A 13,224-nucleotide genomic window follows, 5' to 3' on the forward strand; every position below is an offset into this window, starting at 1 on the left:
TGCCCGAAGCCTAAGTGCATAAGGATCAATCAACAACCTTGCAGATCCTTGGCTCGACCCACAAGCCAGGTCAACGACAGACAACAGGATGCAGCCGGGCGGACCTCACTTGGCCCGAAATGACTTGAACCGCGCCGAATAGAGCTTGGGCGCCCTGTCCTTCAACCAGATGATCTCGGCCGAACGTACTTCTTCCCTGTGTTGTGGCACTGTCGTCTCGGATGTGGGTACGCCGCGACCGCTCAGGTCCAGATAGGCCCTGATCAGTTCGAACTCGGCGCGACTCAAGCCCCGCAATTCCAGCTCGGCAGGCCGCTCGTCACGCAGGCGGACCGCCGTCCTTGCCGCGTCCAGGGCCACCCCAAGACGCGTGATCAGACGTTCGTACAGTTCGGGATCAGTTACATTTCGCTGCGACTCCACCATCCGTTCACCTCATTGAAGATAAGTATCACTTCCCCCTCAATGAGCTTAGCGGTGCACGGCCAACCAGCCCGGCGCCGCGACCAACGGCCCTTGTCACGCAATCAGGGTTTCCCTCGGTAGAGCGGCCTCATGTATGCTACGGGGCTTCCTGTAACTCCACTTCCAGCAGCACCCGCACAGTGCGTTGAAGAGGATTAGGCCACCCTTTCCAGTACAAGTAGCCATGCACGAACACTATCAGCCCCGTGAAATCGAAAACGCCGCCCAATCGTTCTGGGACGAGCAAAAGTCCTTTGAAGTCAGTGAACAACCAGGCAAGGAAACCTACTACTGCCTGTCGATGTTCCCTTACCCCAGCGGCAAGCTGCACATGGGGCACGTGCGCAACTACACCATCGGCGACGTGATCGCCCGCTACCAACGCATGCAGGGCAAGAACGTCCTGCAACCCATGGGTTGGGATGCCTTCGGCATGCCGGCGGAAAACGCCGCGATGAAGAACAAGGTCGCGCCAGCCAAGTGGACCTACGAAAACATCGCCTACATGAAGAGCCAGCTGCGCAGCCTGGGCCTCGCGGTGGACTGGTCCCGCGAAGTGACCACCTGCAAGCCCGACTACTACCGTTGGGAGCAGTGGCTGTTCACCCGCCTGTTCGAAAAAGGCGTGATCTACCGCAAGAACGGTACCGTGAACTGGGACCCGGTGGACCAGACCGTACTGGCCAACGAGCAGGTGATCGACGGCCGCGGCTGGCGCTCGGGCGCGCTGATCGAAAAGCGCGAAATCCCGATGTACTACTTCAAGATCACCGCCTACGCCGATGAGCTGCTGGAAGGCCTCGACGAACTGCCGGGCTGGCCCGAGCAGGTCAAGACCATGCAGCGCAACTGGATCGGCAAGTCCCGCGGCATGGAAGTGCAGTTCCCGTACGACGTCGACTCCATCGGCGAAGCCGGTACGCTGAAAGTCTTCACCACCCGTCCGGACACCCTGATGGGCGCGACCTACGTCGCCGTGGCCGCCGAACACCCGCTGGCGACCCAGGCCGCCGCCAACAATCCGCAATTGCAAGCCTTCATCGCCGAATGCAAGGCCGGTAGCGTCGCCGAAGCCGACGTCGCCACCCAGGAGAAGAAAGGCCTGCCGACCGGCCTGTTCGTTGCGCATCCGCTGACCGGCGAAAAACTGCCGGTGTGGGTCGCCAACTACGTGCTGATGCACTACGGCGACGGCGCCGTCATGGCAGTGCCGGCCCACGACGAACGTGATTTCGAGTTCGCCAGCAAGTACGACCTGCCGATCAAGTCGGTGGTGCGCACCAGCTCCGGCGACAGCAACCCTGCCCCGTGGCAGGACGCCTACGGCGAACACGGCACCCTGATCAACTCCGGCGAATTCGACGGCCTGGACTTTGCCGGCGCGTTCGACGCGATCGAAGTCGCCCTGATCAAGAAAAATCTCGGCGCCTCGCGCACCCAGTTCCGCCTGCGCGACTGGGGTATCAGCCGCCAGCGCTACTGGGGCTGCCCGATCCCGATCATTCACTGCGACAGCTGTGGCGACGTGCCGGTACCGGAAGACCAACTGCCCGTCGTACTGCCGGAAGATGTGGTACCGGACGGCGCTGGCTCGCCCCTGGCGCGCATGCCCGAGTTCTACGAGTGCAACTGCCCCAAATGCGGCAAGCCGGCCAAGCGTGAAACCGACACCATGGACACCTTTGTCGAGTCGTCCTGGTACTACGCACGCTACGCCTCGCCACATTACGAGGGTGGCCTGGTCGACCCGAAAGCCGCCAACCACTGGCTGCCGGTGGACCAGTACATCGGTGGTATCGAACACGCGATCCTGCACCTGCTGTATGCGCGCTTCTTCCACAAGCTGATGCGCGACGAAGGCCTGGTCAGCTCGAACGAGCCGTTCAAGAACCTGCTGACCCAGGGCATGGTGATCGCCGAGACCTACTACCGTCGCGAAGCCAATGGCGCCTACACCTGGTTCAACCCGGCGGACGTCGAACTCGAACGCGACAGCAAGGCCAAGGTCATCAGCGCCAAACTGATCTCCGATGGCTTGCCGGTAGAGATCGGCGGCACCGAGAAGATGGCCAAGTCGAAGAACAACGGCGTCGATCCACAGTCGATGATCGATCAGTTCGGCGCGGACACCTGCCGCCTGTTCATGATGTTCGCCTCGCCACCCGACATGAGCGCGGAATGGTCCGACTCCGGCGTCGAAGGCTCGCATCGTTTCCTCAAGCGCGTCTGGCGCCTGGCGCAAAGCCATGTTGCCCAGGGTCTACCGGGTAAACTGGACATTGCCGGCTTGAACGATGAGCAGAAGGCCATTCGCCGCTCGATCCACCTGGCGATCAAGCAGGCCAGTCATGACGTCGGTCAGAATCACAAGTTCAACACCGCCATCGCCCAGGTGATGACGCTGATGAACGTGCTGGAAAAGGCCCCGCAAGGCACCAATCAGGATCGCGCGCTGGTTCAGGAGGGCCTGGAAGCCGTGACCCTGCTGCTCGCGCCGATCACTCCGCACATCTGTCACGAACTGTGGAGTCAACTGGGTCACGCCGACCCGGTGATCGACGCCCGCTGGCCCGTGCAGGATGACAGCGCCCTGGTCCAGGACAGCCTGGTGCTGGTGATCCAGGTCAACGGCAAGCTGCGCGGCCAGATCGAAATGCCGGCCAGTGCCACCCGCGAGGAAATCGAAGCGGCGGCCCGGGTCAACGAAAACGTACTGCGCTTCATTGATGGCCTGACGATCCGCAAGGTCATCGTCGTGCCCGGCAAGCTGGTCAATATCGTCGCCAGCTAATTGGACCAGGCGTCCGCCAGTGCGGACGCTTTAAAAGATTTCCGGGGCCGCCGTGTCGGCCCACGGTTTCAAGGGGAGCAACAAGATGATCAAACGCAATCTGCTGGTAATGGGCCTTGCAGTGCTGCTCAGCGCATGCGGCTTCCAGCTGCGTGGCACGGGCACCTCCGAACTGACGATCAAGGAATTGTCGGTCAGCGCCCGTAACGCCTATGGGGATACGATCAAGCAACTGACCCAGGTGCTGGAACATAGCGGCGTCGATGTCCACAAGGGTGCGCTCTACAAGCTGGTCCTGACCGACGAGCAGGAAACCCAGCGCGCGGCGAGCTACAGCGGCTCGGGCCGTAACGCCGAGTACGAACTCAACACCGTGCTGAACTACGAGATCCGTGGTGAGAAGGACCTGCTCCTGACCAGCGGCAAGCTGGAAGTGCAGAAATACTACGTGCACGACGGCAACAACATCACCGGCGGCGACGCCGAGGCCGCCGAACTGCGCAAGGAAATGCGTCGTGACCTGGTGCAGCAGATGGTCATCCGACTGCAGATCCTGACGCCGGAACAACTGGACAGCCTGCAACAGGCCGCTAACGCCAAAGCCAAGGCAGACGCCGACGCCCTGGAAGCCGCGCGCAAGTTCGAAGCCTCGCAGCCACAGCAATCGCCTCTGGAACTGCCGAACCAGTAAGCCCTGTGGGGCGCCTCTGGCGCCCCTTGGCGACCCGCCTATGAAACTCGCTCCCGCCCAACTCGCCAAACACCTGCAAGGTGGCCTCGCGCCGGTCTATGTCATCAGCGGCGACGATCCGCTGCTGTGCCAGGAAGCGGCCGACGCCATTCGCAGCACCGCGCGCCAGCAAGGCTTCGACGAACGCCAGGTGTTCAGCGCCGACGCCAATTTCGACTGGGGCACCCTGCTGCAAGCCGGGGCCAGCATGTCGTTGTTCGCCGAGAAACGCCTGCTCGAACTGCGCCTGCCGTCGGGCAAACCGGGCGACAAGGGTGCCGCCGCGCTGATGGAGTATTGCGCGCGCCCCGCCGACGATACCCTGTTACTGATCAGCCTGCCCAAACTCGACGGCAGTGCGCAGAAGACCAAGTGGGGCAAGGCGCTGATCGAAGGCCAGCAGACCCAATTCATCCAGATCTGGCCGGTGGACGCCAACCAGCTGCCACAGTGGATTCGTCAGCGCCTGGCCCAGGCCGGGCTGTCCGCCCAGCAGGATGCCGTGGAATTGATTGCCGCACGGGTCGAAGGCAACCTGCTGGCCGCCGCTCAGGAAATCGAAAAGCTCAAGCTGATGGCCGAAGGTGGGCAGATCACCCTCGACACGGTGCAGGCGGCGGTGGCCGACAGTGCCCGCTTCGATGTATTCGGACTGGTCGATGCGGTGCTCAATGGCGAGGCGGCGCATTCCTTGCGCATGCTCGAAGGGCTGCGTGGCGAGGGCGTCGAGCCACCGGTGATTCTCTGGGCCCTGGCCCGGGAACTGCGGTTGCTGGCCAACCTGTCCCAGCAGTACAGCCAGGGCGTACCGTTGGAGAAAGCGTTCAGCCAGGCCAGGCCTCCGGTCTGGGACAAACGCCGCCCGTTGATGAGCAAGGCCCTGCAGCGGCATTCGGCGCAACGCTGGAGCCAGTTGCTGATGGACGCCCAGCGCATCGACGCACAGATCAAGGGCCAGGCCAGCGGCTCGCCTTGGAGCAGCCTGAGCCGACTTTGCCTACTGATGTGTGGCCAACGTCTGGCGCTGCCAGCCGAATAACCACACTGGACACGCAAGCCCATCTGCCTGATGATTCGCGCTCTTCCACACCAAGAGTGCACTGCCATGAGCAAGCCGTCCCGGCGTCCCAACAAAGCCAAATCGATCATCGCCCAGCCCCTGTTCCGAAGCCGCCAGGAACAACCCGCCAAGGGCAAGGGCAGCTACCGTCGCGAAGCCTTCCAGTCTAAAAGCTGGGAGGCTTCTGACTTTCTGGCCGCGTAAAAGTGTCATCACGACCTGCACCCCCAAGGCATGATAAGGTCAACACCTGATTCGTATTATCCGGACCCGCGCATGCCCTTTAGTCTCACCCTCGGTTGGCCACTGCGCCGACTGTTCGCCGCCACCAGTTTCATCCTGCTCGTTGCCTGTGCGGAAAAGCCCACGGCCGCCGACGCCCAACCGCTGCCGACAGTGCCCGCAGCACCGGTGCCGCCTCCCGCAGCACAGCCGGCCGGTGATACCCCCTTTATCCAGCCCGCCCAGAGTTTCGAGGAATGGCGAACGGCTTTCCGTATCGAGGCGCTGCGCGCCGGGATCACTGCGAATACCTTCGACAATGCCTTCGCCGACGTCAGCCCGGACATGAGCGTGATCAAGGCCGATCGCAGCCAGCCGGAGTTCACTCGACCGGTATGGGAATACCTCGATGGCGCGCTCTCGGCAACCCGCGTGCGCAAGGGCCAGGCCCTGTTGCTGCAGAACAGCGCGGTACTGCAAAGCATCGAACAACGTTATGGCGTCGACCGCGAGGCCCTCGTCGCGGTCTGGGGTATGGAAAGCAACTTCGGCCAGTTCCAGGGCGACAAGTCGGTGATCCGCTCGCTGGCGACCCTGGCCTACGAAGGCCGTCGTCCGGGCTTCGCGCAGAGCCAGTTGCTGGCTGCATTGCAGATCATCCAGCACGGCGATATCCGTCCCGAGCAGATGCTCGGCTCCTGGGCCGGCGCCATGGGCCAGACCCAGTTCATCCCGACGACCTACAACAGCTATGCGGTGGACTTCGACGGCGACGGCCGGCGGGACATCTGGAACGACTCGGCCGACGCCCTGGCCTCGACCGCCAACTACCTGCAAAGCTCGGGCTGGCAGAAAGGCCAGCCGTGGGGCTTCGAAGTCACGCTACCGACCAGTTTCGACTATGCACTGGCCGATGGTGCCATCCGCAAGCCGGTCAGCGAGTGGCTGCAGTTGGGTCTGCAATTGCCCGCAGGCGTCGCCCTGCCACCTGGCGCCGCACCGCTCTCGGCGTCGCTGCTGCTGCCGGCGGGCTATCGCGGGCCGGGGTTCCTGGTACTCGACAACTTCCGCGCCATCCTCAAGTACAACAACTCGTCGTCCTATGGCCTGGCGGTCGGCCTGCTGTCCCAGCGCTTCAACAGTGGCGGGGTGATTCGTGGCAGTTGGCCCAAGGATGACCTGCCGCTCAGTCGCAGCGAGCGGATCGAATTGCAGACACTGCTCAGCACCAACGGCTACGATGCCGGCAACCCGGATGGGATCATCGGCGCCAATACCCGCAAGGCGATTCGAGGTGCACAGCAGTCGTTGGGTTGGCCGGCGGATGGCTATCCGAACCACAAGCTGCTGGAGAGCCTGCGCGAGCGCTAGAAAGCGGCGCAGTTCCTGTAGGAGCAGAGCTTGCCCGCGAAGCGTCTAGAGGCCGCACTGGCCTCTTCGCAGGCAAGCCTTATTCCTACAATGCATGTTGTGTCGCTGTAGTAGCGGCCCCCTTTCGCGGACACGCCGGATCGCCGCACCTTCTGCGGCTACAGGAGTCGTGTCGAATCTGGATAAGTCAGAGTCGGACCACGTCCTGCTCCAGCACCAACCGCCGCGCATCGGCATCCAGGCGCACCCGCGCGCCCAGCGGCAGTGTCAGGTTCGGATCACAATGCCCGCTACGCCATCCGGCCAATACCGGAATCCCCAACGGCCCCAGTTCCTGCTTCAGCAGGCGGGCCAGCGCCTCTGGATCGACTCCTGCGAAATCTCCCACCAACACGCCCTTCAGACCTTGCAGCTTGCCCGCCAGGCGCAAGTGGGTGAGCAAGCGGTCGACCCGGTACAGCGGCTCGTTGACGTCCTCGATGAACAGGATCACGCCATCGGTATCGATCTCGTAAGGCGTGCCCAGGCTGGCGCACACCAATGTCAGATTGCCGCCTTGCAGGCGCCCAGAGGAGCTTCCAGGGGCCAGGGTGGTCAACGGATAGGCATTGGGGTGTTCCAGCGCGTCACCGGCCTTCAAACGCCCACTGAGCAGATCGAACAGCGAAGACTCGGTCGGCGACTGCTTGCCCTTGAGCAGATCGATGTTGAACATCGGTCCATGAAACGTCATGAACCCGGCATGACGGGCAATCGCCAGGTGCAGCGCGGTGATATCGCTGTACCCGACCAGCAACTTGGGATGATTGGCGAGCAGCGGGTAATCGATCCGATCCAGCAGCCGTGGACAGCCGTAACCGCCACGCAGGCAGAAGATGGCGTCGATCTCTGGGTCGGAAAAGGCATCGTGCAGGTCGCGCAAACGGACCTCGTCGCTGCCAGCCAGGTAGCCGTCCCGCTGCGAGACGCCTGGAAAGATCCGCAGCTCATAGCCACGCGACCGAGCCCATTGCCGGGCTTCGAGCGGGTCGATGGCGACCGGCCCGGCCGGGGCGATCAGGCCGATCACCCCGCCCCTGGGCAGCGCCGACACCGCGCTTTGTTCCGGGTAGAAATCCCGCACGGGTCGAAGGCTGCCCATATCTCTTACGAAGCTCCCAGCAGCTCGGCCTTGACCAGCTTGGCCTGCTCGTCGGCGTGGTACGAGGAACGCACCAGCGGGCCCGAGGCGATGTTCTTGAAGCCCATCTTGTAGCCTTCCTCGGCGAACCAGGCGAAGGTGTCCGGATGGACAAAACGCTGTACCGGCAAGTGGCTGCGCGACGGCTGCAGGTACTGGCCGAGAGTCAGCATGTCGATGTCATGCTCACGCATGCGCTTCATCACTTCGATGACTTCGTCGTCCGTCTCGCCCAGGCCCAGCATCAGGCCGGATTTGGTCGGCACATGCGGCATCATCTGCTTGAAGCGTTGCAGCAGGGTCAGCGACCACTGGTAGTCCGAACCCGGACGAGCGGCCTTGTACAGACGCGGCACGGTCTCCAGGTTGTGGTTGAACACATCCGGCGGCTCGGCGGCGGTGATTTCCAGGGCGATGTCCATGCGGCCACGGTAGTCCGGGACCAGGGTCTCCAACTGTACGTCCGGCGACAGCTTGCGGATCTCGCGGATGCAGTCGGCGAAGTGCTGGGCACCACCATCACGCAGGTCGTCGCGGTCCACCGAGGTGATGACCACATACTTCAGACGCAGGTCGGCAATCGCCACCGCCAGGTTCATCGGCTCGTCGGCGTCCAGAGGCTTCGGCCGGCCGTGGCCGACGTCGCAGAACGGGCAACGACGGGTGCAGATGTCACCCATGATCATGAAGGTCGCGGTGCCACCACTGAAGCATTCACCCAGGTTCGGGCAGGACGCTTCTTCGCAGACACTGTGCAGCTTGTGCTTGCGCAGCAATTGCTTGATGCGGTCGACTTCCGGCGATACCGGGATGCGCACGCGAATCCAGTCGGGCTTCTTCGGCAACTCGGTGGTCGGAATGATCTTCACCGGAATCCGCGCGACCTTCTCGGCGCCACGCAGCTTGACGCCGGTTTCGACTTTCGCACGGGCCGGGCGCTCGGAAACATCCAGCGTCGGGATCAGGGTTTGCACAGCGTCTTGCGCAGTAGTCATATCAATCGATTCCGCCCGTGAGGGTCGTCTGCTCAGCATAGTCGAGGTGTTTGACGAGCTGCGCGCGCAGCCGGGCACTTACCTCGGCAAATTCAATCGGTCCTGTGTGGTCACGCAGCTGGGTCATCGCCAGCCCCGCATAACCGCAGGGGTTAATCCGTCGGAACGGTGCCAGATCCATGTCGACGTTCAACGCCAAGCCATGGAAGGAACAGCCATTACGAATCCGCAGGCCCAGTGAGGCGATTTTCGCGCCATTGACGTAGACCCCGGGGGCATCGGCCTTGGCTTGGGCCTGCACGCCGTATTCGGCGAGCAATTCGATCAGGCAGCGCTCCATCCGGCTGACCAGCTCGCGCACGCCAAAACCGAGGCGGCGAACGTCCAGCAACAGATAAGCCACCAGTTGGCCAGGACCATGATAAGTCACTTGACCGCCACGATCGACCTTCACCACCGGAATGTCGCCCGGCAGCAACAGGTGTTCGGCCTTGCCGGCCTGCCCCTGGGTGAAGACCGGCGGGTGCTGCACCAGCCAGACTTCATCGGGAAATTCTTCGGACTTGCGCCCGTCGGTGAAACGTTGCATGGCATGCCAGACCGGCTCGTAAGGCGTCTGACCGAGCTCACGAAAGCCCAACACGCCCGTCATCACAGCACCATGTGTACGAAGCCGGTGGCCCGCAACTCGCTGTTGATGTTGTACAACTGATCCTGGTCGGTGGCCACGATGTGCAGTTGGATCGTGGTGTACTTGCCGTTGCTGCTCTGGCGCTCGTCCACCCGCTGGTCGTTGACCGTCGCATGTTTGCGCACGATCTCGACGATCTTGTCCTTGTTGCCCACACCGGTGTCACTGATCACCTTGACCGGATAGTCGGTAACCGGGAACTCGATTTTAGGAGCTTTTACTTCAGTGTCTGTCATGACAATAACGGCCTCGTAAGCCCAGGCAACGGACGTGCCCCACACCCTGGTCGGGTGGGGGCACGCAAATCGACACGATGTAATGAAAATGCCGCGGTTGAAACTGCGTCAGTTGAACATGCCGTAGAAGAACATGCGGATGCTATCCCACAGGCGACGGAAGATACCACCTTCCTCGACCGCATCCAGCGCGATCAGATCGGCGCTGTGCACAACCTTGTCATCCAGTTTGACTTCCACTTTACCGATCACGTCACCCTTGGCGATCGGGGCGACCAGTTTCGGGTTGATGGTCATGCTGGCGGCAAGCTTTTTCAACTGGCCTTTAGGCATGGTCATGGTCAGGTCTTCGGCCAGGCCGGCCTTGACTTCGTGGGTGGTGCCTTTCCAGACCGGAGCCTTGGCCAGCTCGGTGCCCTTCTGATAGAAGGTCTGGGTTTCGAAGAAGCGGAAACCGTAGGTCAACAGTTTTTGGGTCTCGGCCGCACGGGCCGCTTCGCTGTTGGTGCCGAACACCACCGCGATCAGACGCTGACCGTCACGGACCGCCGAAGACACCATGCAGTAGCCGGCCTCTTCGGTGTGGCCGGTCTTCAGGCCGTCAACGGTCTTGTCACGCCACAGCAACAGGTTGCGGTTGGGCTGCTTGATGCCGTTCCAGAAGAACTCCTTCTGCGAGTAGATCGCGTAGTGCACCGGGTCGACACGGATAATGGCACGAGCCAGCAGCGCCATGTCGTGGGCCGACGAATAGTGCTCCGGGTTCGGCAGACCGGTCGGGTTCATGAAGTGGCTGTTGCTCATACCCAGATCGGCGGCGGTCTTGTTCATCATGTCGGCGAAGGCATCTTCGCTACCGGCGATATGCTCGGAGAGCGCCACACTGGCGTCGTTGCCGGACTGAATGATGATCCCGTGCAGCAGATCGCTGACGGTGACCTGCGAACCGACCTTGACGAACATCCGCGAACCGCCGGTACGCCAGGCGTTTTCACTGATGGTCACCGGGTCGTTCTCGCCGATCTGGCCACGACGGATTTCCAGGGTGGCGATGTAGGCAGTCATCAGCTTGGTCAGACTGGCCGGTGGCAGGCGCTGATCGCCATTGTTCTCGACCAGCACGTTGCCGCTGGCGGCATCCATGAGCACATAGGCCTTGGCGGCAAGTTGCGGCGAAGCCGGCAAGGCCATGTCATCGGCAGCCCAGGCGGCGGGCGCAATGATCAACGGCACAAGCAGGCACAAACGTTTGGCAAAGGTGGTGATGTTCATCCGTCTCTCGAAATCGCTAATGGAAACTTGCCCTTGCGGGCAAAACTAATCAGACAGCCGAAGGCTGCCCCGTATTCGGTTGCTCGCTCCACCACCCTTTCCAGGCTTTTATTATTAAACGAACCAACAACCAGGACCCGGCTCCTGAGAGGCTGCCGAATCCACCATTTTGCCTGTGTTACTCCGACGTCACCAGACTCGGCGAGCCGAGATTGGCCAGACGGACACTGTTCTGCACCTGCAGGACCTCATCCGGCGTGCCGATCGGTCCCATCCGCACCCGATGCAGTGTCTGCTGGTTGCGCACGATCGAACTGACGAACACCGGCGCCTTGACCATCGAGCTCAGCTTCGACCTGAGCAGTTCGGCAGCGTCCGGGTTCGCGAAGGCGCCCACCTGGAGATACTGGCCAGAGGCTGACGCAGGAGCGTTTTTTTTTGCCTCGACCTGAACGGGAACCACGTCGGTGGCATGTTGTTGCGGCGGTGGTGTCCACTGCTCGATGGCGCCGGTGGAGGCCGTCAACGCCGGCGTCGAGGCCTGGGCCACCTGCGGCTCGTTGAGCATCAACGGCGCCGGCCGGCCGCGCTGGGCCCACCATTGCTGCGGATCGATGCCCTCGACCTTGACCCGTGCCGTACCGATCTCGGCATAACCGAGCTTTTTCGCTGCGGCATAGGACAAGTCGATGATCCGGTCGGAATAGAACGGCCCGCGATCGTTGACGCGCAGGATCACGCTGCGGTTGTTGTCCAGGTTGGTCACCCGCACATAACTGGGCAGCGGCAGCGTCTTGTGTGCGGCACTCATGCCGTACAGGTCATAGACCTCGCCATTGGCGGTGTTCTGACCATGGAACTTGGTACCGTACCAGGACGCGGTGCCCTGGGCGACGTAGTTTTTGGAGTCCTGCAGCGGGAAGTAGGTCTTGCCCAATACCGTGTAGGAGTTGGCCTTGTAGGGGCCGGAGTGCAGGGTCGGCGTGGCGTCGGGAATCCGCGACACATCGACATCCCACCACGGCGCGCCATCCTTGTGGGCCCGATTGATGTCCAGGCCGGGCTTGGAGCGCACCGCATTGGAAGATGACGACTGGTAGGGCGAGCGACTGGTCGAGCAACTGACCACCAGCACCGCCAGCGTGGTGTAGGCCAACAGCTTCAGTGGTTTTGCAATCGGTAAAGCCTGCATTACTTGACGCCCCGTGCTTGGACCAACAGGTCAGACAGCTGATGCACGGCCATGGCGTACATTACGCTGCGGTTATAGCGCGTGATCACATAAAAATTCTTCAGGCCCATCCAGTATTCAGGCCCATTGTCGCCTTCCAGGCGAAACGCCGTCACCGGCATATCATCGCGCAGCGCATCATGACTCGACCAGCCCAGTGCCCGCAACTCCCCGACCGTCTTCACCGGGTCAAGACCTGGGCTCAGCCCCTGGTCGACCTGATCGCCGCGCACGTCAGCCCGACTAACCACCGGTTCGCCAGTCACCCAGCCGTGGCGCTTGAAATAACTGGCAACGCTGCCGATGGCATCGTCGGCGTTGGTCCAGATATTGATGTGGCCGGTGCCGTCGAAGTCCACCGCATAGGCGCGAAAACTGCTCGGCATGAACTGCGGCAAGCCCATCGCCCCGGCGTAGGAGCCCTTCAGACTCAGAGGATCGAGCTGCTCCTCGCGGGCCAGCAGCAGGAACTCGCGCAGCTCCTTGCGGAAGAATTCGGCACGCGGCGGATAATCGAAGCCCAGGGTCGACAGCGCGTCGATCACCCGGTAATTGCCGGTGTTGCGGCCAAAAAAGGTTTCCACGCCAATGATCGCGACAATCACCTGGGCCGGCACGCCGTATTCCTGCTCGGCGCGGGCCAGGGCCGCCTCGTGCTGGCGCCAGAAGTCCACACCACGGGCGACCCGGGCATCGGTGAGGAACATCGGCCGGTATTCCTTCCACGGTTTGACCCGTTCGGCCGGCCGGGAAATCGCATCAAGAATGCTCTGCTTGCGCTCGACCTGACGGAACACTTCCATCAACTGCTCGCCGGCAAAACCATAGTCGCGGGTCATTTCACCGACGAACTCGGCGACTTGCGGCGATCCTTCGTAATCACCGGCCAGCGCACCCGGCGCCGTCCCCAGACAGCCGACAAGGCCCATCCAGGGAGCGTATCGAGCGACCCAGTCGCGCATCACTTGCATTGAACTGTT

At 62.3% G+C, this 13,224-nt stretch carries 13 protein-coding genes; 5 read left to right on the plus strand and 8 right to left on the minus strand.

Annotated features, from left to right (window positions below; translation table 11 throughout):
- Positions 1-105: 105 nt before the first annotated feature.
- Positions 106-426, minus strand: a complete 321-nt coding sequence (locus BLU37_RS03625) for a hypothetical protein (protein ID WP_019363319.1) — start codon at positions 424-426, stop codon at positions 106-108.
- A 223-nt stretch (positions 427-649) separates the two neighbouring features.
- Between BLU37_RS03625 and leuS the strand changes: the two genes are divergently transcribed.
- From leuS to BLU37_RS03650, 5 genes are all read left to right on the plus strand, one after another.
- On the plus strand, positions 650-3,256 hold the full coding sequence (gene leuS, locus BLU37_RS03630; protein ID WP_090202345.1) for a leucine--tRNA ligase: 2,607 nt from the start codon (positions 650-652) through the stop codon (positions 3,254-3,256).
- 85 nt (positions 3,257-3,341) lie between these two features.
- On the plus strand, positions 3,342-3,947 hold the full coding sequence (locus BLU37_RS03635; RefSeq protein WP_010446707.1) for an LPS-assembly lipoprotein LptE: 606 nt from the start codon (positions 3,342-3,344) through the stop codon (positions 3,945-3,947).
- 40 nt (positions 3,948-3,987) lie between these two features.
- Positions 3,988-5,025: a DNA polymerase III subunit delta gene (gene holA, locus BLU37_RS03640; RefSeq protein ID WP_019363321.1), complete on the plus strand. Its 1,038-nt coding sequence runs from the start codon at positions 3,988-3,990 to the stop codon at positions 5,023-5,025.
- 66 nt (positions 5,026-5,091) lie between these two features.
- Positions 5,092-5,250: an alternative ribosome rescue factor ArfA gene (gene arfA / locus BLU37_RS03645; protein ID WP_010446709.1), complete on the plus strand. Its 159-nt coding sequence runs from the start codon at positions 5,092-5,094 to the stop codon at positions 5,248-5,250.
- A gap of 72 nt (positions 5,251-5,322) precedes the next feature.
- Positions 5,323-6,639, plus strand: coding sequence for a lytic murein transglycosylase (locus tag BLU37_RS03650; RefSeq protein WP_090202347.1), 1,317 nt, complete (start codon positions 5,323-5,325; stop codon positions 6,637-6,639).
- A 187-nt stretch (positions 6,640-6,826) separates the two neighbouring features.
- Here BLU37_RS03650 and BLU37_RS03655 read toward each other — a convergent pair whose 3' ends face one another.
- From BLU37_RS03655 to mltB, 7 genes are all read right to left on the minus strand, one after another.
- On the minus strand, positions 6,827-7,780 hold the full coding sequence (locus tag BLU37_RS03655; RefSeq protein WP_090202350.1) for a S66 peptidase family protein: 954 nt from the start codon (positions 7,778-7,780) through the stop codon (positions 6,827-6,829).
- Positions 7,781-7,785: 5 nt separating this feature from the next.
- Positions 7,786-8,814 (minus strand): lipoyl synthase, encoded by a 1,029-nt coding sequence (lipA, locus tag BLU37_RS03660; RefSeq protein WP_010446712.1) that lies wholly within the window; start codon positions 8,812-8,814, stop codon positions 7,786-7,788.
- Position 8,815: 1 nt separating this feature from the next.
- The gene (gene lipB / locus BLU37_RS03665) at positions 8,816-9,466 is read right to left on the minus strand and encodes a lipoyl(octanoyl) transferase LipB (RefSeq protein ID WP_010446713.1); all 651 of its coding nucleotides are present in this window, start codon (positions 9,464-9,466) and stop codon (positions 8,816-8,818) included.
- Positions 9,466-9,741, minus strand: coding sequence for a DUF493 domain-containing protein (locus BLU37_RS03670; protein ID WP_010446715.1), 276 nt, complete (start codon positions 9,739-9,741; stop codon positions 9,466-9,468). The genes lipB and BLU37_RS03670 overlap by 1 nt, the downstream gene beginning before the upstream one ends.
- Positions 9,742-9,849: 108 nt before the next feature.
- A complete protein-coding gene (locus BLU37_RS03675; RefSeq protein ID WP_010446717.1) occupies positions 9,850-11,013 on the minus strand; it encodes a D-alanyl-D-alanine carboxypeptidase family protein in 1,164 nt (387 codons plus the stop codon).
- Between the two features lie 178 nt (positions 11,014-11,191).
- Positions 11,192-12,205 carry a septal ring lytic transglycosylase RlpA family protein gene (locus BLU37_RS03680; RefSeq protein WP_090202352.1) on the minus strand — a complete coding sequence of 338 codons (1,014 nt, stop codon included), beginning with the start codon at positions 12,203-12,205 and terminating at the stop codon, positions 11,192-11,194.
- Positions 12,205-13,215 carry a lytic murein transglycosylase B gene (mltB, locus tag BLU37_RS03685; RefSeq protein ID WP_010446721.1) on the minus strand — a complete coding sequence of 337 codons (1,011 nt, stop codon included), beginning with the start codon at positions 13,213-13,215 and terminating at the stop codon, positions 12,205-12,207. Before mltB ends, BLU37_RS03680 begins: the two co-directional genes overlap by 1 nt.
- Positions 13,216-13,224: the final 9 nt, after the last annotated feature.

This window comes from Pseudomonas asplenii (genome assembly GCF_900105475.1).
Taxonomy (GTDB): Bacteria; Pseudomonadota; Gammaproteobacteria; order Pseudomonadales; family Pseudomonadaceae; genus Aquipseudomonas; species Aquipseudomonas asplenii.